General features: G+C 71.7%; 2 protein-coding genes. One reads left to right on the top strand and one right to left on the bottom strand.

Features of this window, described 5'->3' with window-relative positions:
* Positions 1–73: 73 nt before the first annotated feature.
* Positions 74–2503, bottom strand: a complete 2430-nt coding sequence (mrcB, locus tag FKV24_RS13065; RefSeq protein WP_249041014.1) for a penicillin-binding protein 1B — start codon at positions 2501–2503, stop codon at positions 74–76.
* Between the two features lie 112 nt (positions 2504–2615).
* On the opposite strand from mrcB, the gene FKV24_RS13060 reads away from it, so the two are divergent.
* On the top strand, positions 2616–4733 hold the full coding sequence (locus tag FKV24_RS13060; protein WP_141482678.1) for a glycosyltransferase: 2118 nt from the start codon (positions 2616–2618) through the stop codon (positions 4731–4733).
* The last annotated feature ends 49 nt before the right edge of the window (positions 4734–4782 follow it).

The raw sequence follows: 4782 nt of genomic DNA, 5'->3' as shown, positions 1-4782 counted from the left end.
CTCGCGCAGGCGCCCAGCAGCAGTGAGCAGAGCGCCATCGGCAGGAGCCGGGCGCGGCGATTTCGGAAGCGTTTCATTGCGCGGGCGTCTCCTGCGGCGAGGACGCCTGCTCTTCGTCGCGGTCGCGTCCGAAGCCGAACCAGTCGCGCCAGCTCCGGCGGCCCTCGTCTCGCTCCTCCGGTTCCGGCTCGGGCAGCGTGCACGACGCGTACTCGGGGGCGTAGCCGGCGACGAAGGCGAACCGGCGCGCCTCCGGGCAGCCGGCATCGGTGCTGTTGGAGCCGACCACCCACTGCCAGTCCAGACCCTCGTTGCCGACGGTCAGGGTCGCCGTGGGCAGGTTGAGGAAGATGTTCGACCACACCCGCATCGCACCGGTCGCGCCGTACAGGCCGGTCGCCTTGTTCTGGTCGTTGCCGACCCAGACCACCGCCAGATGATCGCCGGTCCAGCCGGCGAACCAGCTGTCGCGGCCGTCGTTGCTGGTGCCGGTCTTGCCGGCCGGGGACAGGTGGCCGAGACCGTCGGCGACCAGGCGCCGGCCGGTGCCGCCACTGACCGCACGCTGCAGCGCGATGGTGATAAGGCGCGCGGCGATCGCATCGCCCTCCTGCGCCGGCGCCGGCGCCTCGTCGTAGCGGTTGAGGGCCTTGCCGCCGGCATCGAGCACGCCGCGCACCGCGTGCAACGGCTGGATCTCGCCGCCGGAGGCCAGGAACTGGTAGGCCTGCGCCATCGCATACGGACTCTGGTCGAGCGACCCCAGGATCAGCGCCGGATTCGGTTCCGCCTCGATCCCGGCCAGGGTCTTGAGCAGGGCCGCGATCCGCTCGGGCGCCACGTCCATGCCGATCCGCACCGTGGCCTGGTTGTAGGAATGCGCCAGCGCGTCGATCAGGCGCACGCTGCCGTGGCTGCGGCCATCGGAGTTGCCGGGCGACCAGGTCTTGCCGCGGCCGAGGGTGACCGTGACCGGCGAGTCGTCGACCCAGCTCGCCAGCGACCAGCGCCCCGGTTGCGCCAGCGCCAACAGGTTGACGAAGGGCTTGATCAGCGAGCCGACCGGACGCTGCGCCTCGATCGCGCGATTGAAGCCGTGCGCGGTGAACTCGCGGCTGCCGACCAGGGCGACCACGTCGCCGTTGTGGACGTCGGTGAGCACCAGGCCCGCCTCCAGCGGCGGCCGGCGCTCGTTGTCCAGCGACTTCAGGGTGCGGGTCACCGCCGCCTCGGCATAGGCCTGGGCCGACGGCGACATGCCGCTCATCACGCTCAGGCCGGCGCCGGACAGCGCATCGGCCGGATAGTCGCGCGCCAGCTGCCGCCGGATCAGGTCGACATAGGCCGGAAAACGGTTGGCCGACAGGCTGCCGGGGCTGTCGCTGATCCCCAGCGGGGCGTCCAGCGCGCGCTTGTACTCGGCGTCGTCGATCAGGCCGGTCTCGTGCATTTCGCCCAGCACGAAGTTGCGCCGGTCCAGGGCCGCCTGCGGGTGCCGGCGCGGATCGTAGGCCGACGGCCCCTTGACGATGCCGACCAGCAACGCGATCTGCTCGGTGCTCAGGCTCTTGAGGTCGCGCCCGAACCAGAACTCGGCGCCGGCGGCGACGCCATGGATCGCCTGCGCCCCGCGCTGGCCGAGGTAGACCTGGTTCAGGTAGGCCTCCAGGATCGTGCCCTTCTCGTAACGGGCCTCGATCAACAGCGCGTAGAGGATCTCCTTGCCCTTGCGGGTGAAGGTCTGTTCGCGGCCGATCCCGAGCAGGCCGCTGCGCGCCAGCTGCTGGGTCAGCGTGCTCGCGCCCTGGCGGGCCCGGCCCGATCGCAGATTGACCCAGGCCGCACGCAGCATGCCGCCGACATCGATGCCGTGGTGATGGGCGAAGTCGCGATCCTCGACCGCCTGCAGGCCGGTCACCAGCAACTCGGGCACGTCGCGGATCCGGACCAGCCGCCGCTCTTCCTGCTTCTGCCCGTACAGGGTCGCGATCCGGGCCGGATCCAGGCGCGCGCGCCTGGTCGCCTTGCCGGTTTCGCCATCGGCTCCGACCTCGTGCAGCCGCGATACCCGGCCGCTCGCCAGGGTCAGCTCCAGCCGCCGCGCCGGCACCGCGCCGTCGACATCGTTGAAGCCGCGGCTGGATACTTTCCAGCGGCTGCCGTCGCGCCGGTAGGTGCCCGGCGCCAGGCCGTCGCCCTCGTGGTAGGCGGCGGCATCGAGCTCGGTCTTCAGGGTCGCCGCATCCAGCGCCAACCCCGGTTCGAGCACCAGCGGCCGCGCATACACGCGGGTCGGGATCTGCCACTGCAACTGGCCGAAGCGTTCGCTCACCTCGTGATTGAGGTAGACCGTGTACGGGATCAGGAAGCCCAGGCCCAGCGCCGCCAGCGCCAGCACCGCCGTGACCAGCCGTCGGCGCCACTGCGGGCGCGGCGCGTCGTCGTTGTCGTCTTCGTCGTACTTGGCTTTCTTGTGCGGGTTCCGGGCCACGGCGTGGGACAATGGCGGGGCTGCGCCCCTGAATCGTCCGAGTCTAGCGCAGCCCGACCGCGTCCCAGCGCCGGTGCCGACCGCCCGATGGAGTTCCTTCAGCAATGCCAGACACCGTAGCCGCATGAGTCTCGCCCACCTCCGGTTCCTGATCGACCGGGCCACCGGGCTGGCCTGGCGCGGCCTGTCCAGCCTGCGTACCCGCGGATGGCGCGCCTCCTGGCAGCGGGTGCTCAAGCAGTTCCATCGGGTCCCCGCGCACCAGCGCCCGGCGCTGTTCCTGCCGGAGGCGACCCCGTGGCAACCGTTCGCGGTGCCGGCGTCGGCGCAGCCGCGGGCCAGCATCGTGATCCCGGTCTACAACCAGTTCGCCCACACCCTGGGCTGCCTGCGCGCGATCGCGGCGCATCCGCCGACCGCCCCGGTCGAGGTGATCGTCGTCGACGACGGCTCCAGCGACGAGACCGAAGCGGCGCTGACCCAGGTCGAGGGTCTGCGCTACCACCGCCGCGCCGCCAACGGCGGCTTCATCGCCGCCTGCAACGATGGCGCCGCGCTGGCGACTGGCGACTACCTGGTGTTCCTCAACAACGACACCGTGCCCCAGCCGGGCTGGCTGGACGCGCTGCTGGAGACCTTCGACGCCCACCCCGGCACCGGCCTGGTGGGCGCGCAGCTGCTGTATCCGGATGGGCGTCTGCAGGAAGCGGGCGGGATCGTGTTTGCCGACGGCAGCGGCTGGAACTACGGTCGCTTCGAGTCCGCACTGGACCCGCGCTACGCCTTCCTGCGCGAGGCCGACTACATGTCCGGGGCCGCGGTGGCGCTGCCGCGCACGCTGTTCATGCAGCTCGGCGGCTTCGACCCGCGCTATGCGCCAGCCTACTACGAGGACACCGACCTGGCCTTCGCGGTCCGCCGCCACGGCCTGAAGTCCATCTATCAGCCGGCCGCCCGGGTGGTCCACGATGAGGGCACGACGTCCGGCACCGACACCAGCCAGGGACCAAAGGCCTACCAGGTCCGCAACCGCGGCGTCTTCGCCGACAAATGGCGCGATGAACTGGCCGCTCAGTCGGTTCCCGGCACGGATCCGGACCAGGCGGCGCGCCCCCGCCGACGCCGCAACGTGCTCGTCGTCGACGCGCTGACCCCGCAGCCGGACCGCGACTCGGGCTCGCTGCGACTGGTCAACCTGATGCGACTGCTGCGCGAGGAAGGCGCCCATGTCGTCTTCATGGCCGCCGACCAGCAGCATGCCGGCGCCGCCACCGTCGAGCTCCAGCAACTGGGGGTGGAGGTCTGGTACGCGCCGCATTCGGGCAGCTGGCCGGCCTGGCTGCGCGAGCATGGACCGCGCTTCGACGCCGCCGTCGTCTGCCGCCACTACGTGATGCGCGAGATGCTGCCGCTGCTGCGACTGCACGCGCCACGAGCGCGCGTGGTGTTCGACAGCGTCGATCTGCACTATCTGCGCGAACGGCGCGGCGCCGAACTGGCCGCCGACCCGGCACTGGCACGCAGCGCCGAGCGGACCCGCGCCCTCGAACTGGATGTGATCGCGCGCAGCGACGCCACCCTGGTGGTCAGCGACGTGGAGCGGCGATTGCTGGCGAGCGACGCGCCCCACGCCCGGGTCGACATCCTCTCCAACCTGCACCGGCTGGCCGCGGCGGGTCCGGACTACGATGCGCGCCAGGACCTGATGTTCGTCGGCGGCTTCCGCCATCCGCCCAATGTCGATGCGGTGCGCTGGTTCCTCGACGAGGTCTGGCCGAAGGTCCGCGCCAGCCTGCCGGAGCTGCGCTTCCACTGCATCGGCGCCGACGTGCCGGACGCGATCGCGACCCGGCATGGCCACGACGGCATCCACATCCACGGCCACGTGCCGGACCTGTCCCCGTACCTGGACGGCGCGCGGCTGGCGGTCGCCCCGCTGCGGTTCGGCGCCGGGGTCAAGGGCAAGGTCAACCAGAGCATGGCGCACGGCCAGCCGGTGGTCGCGACCTCGTGCGCGGTGGAGGGCATGCATCTTCGCGACGGCGTCGATGTCCTGGTCGCCGACACCCCGGACGCCTTCGCCGACGCGATCGTGCGCGCCTATCGCGACGCCGGCCTGTGGCGACGCCTGGCCGCCAACGCCCGCGACAACGTCGAGCGCCACTTCTCCTTCGATGCCGGCCGCGAGGTGGTGCGCCGGGTATTGCTGGGCCGCGACGGGACCGCCCCGGGCGCGGACTAGTTGGCCGCGGTCGCCGCCTCCACCCGCCTGGCGAACGCATCCAGCCCCG

Source organism: Marilutibacter maris, assembly GCF_006546735.2.
Lineage (GTDB): Bacteria > Pseudomonadota > Gammaproteobacteria > Xanthomonadales > Xanthomonadaceae > Marilutibacter > Marilutibacter maris.
This window is presented reverse-complemented; position numbering and strand designations above follow the sequence as displayed.

What these genes read in the sequence shown, in the direction of transcription:
- FKV24_RS13060 (WP_141482678.1), top strand. Translation starts at nt 2,616, where the DNA reads ATGAGTCTCGCCCACCTCCGGTTCCTGATCGACCGGGCCACCGGGCTG.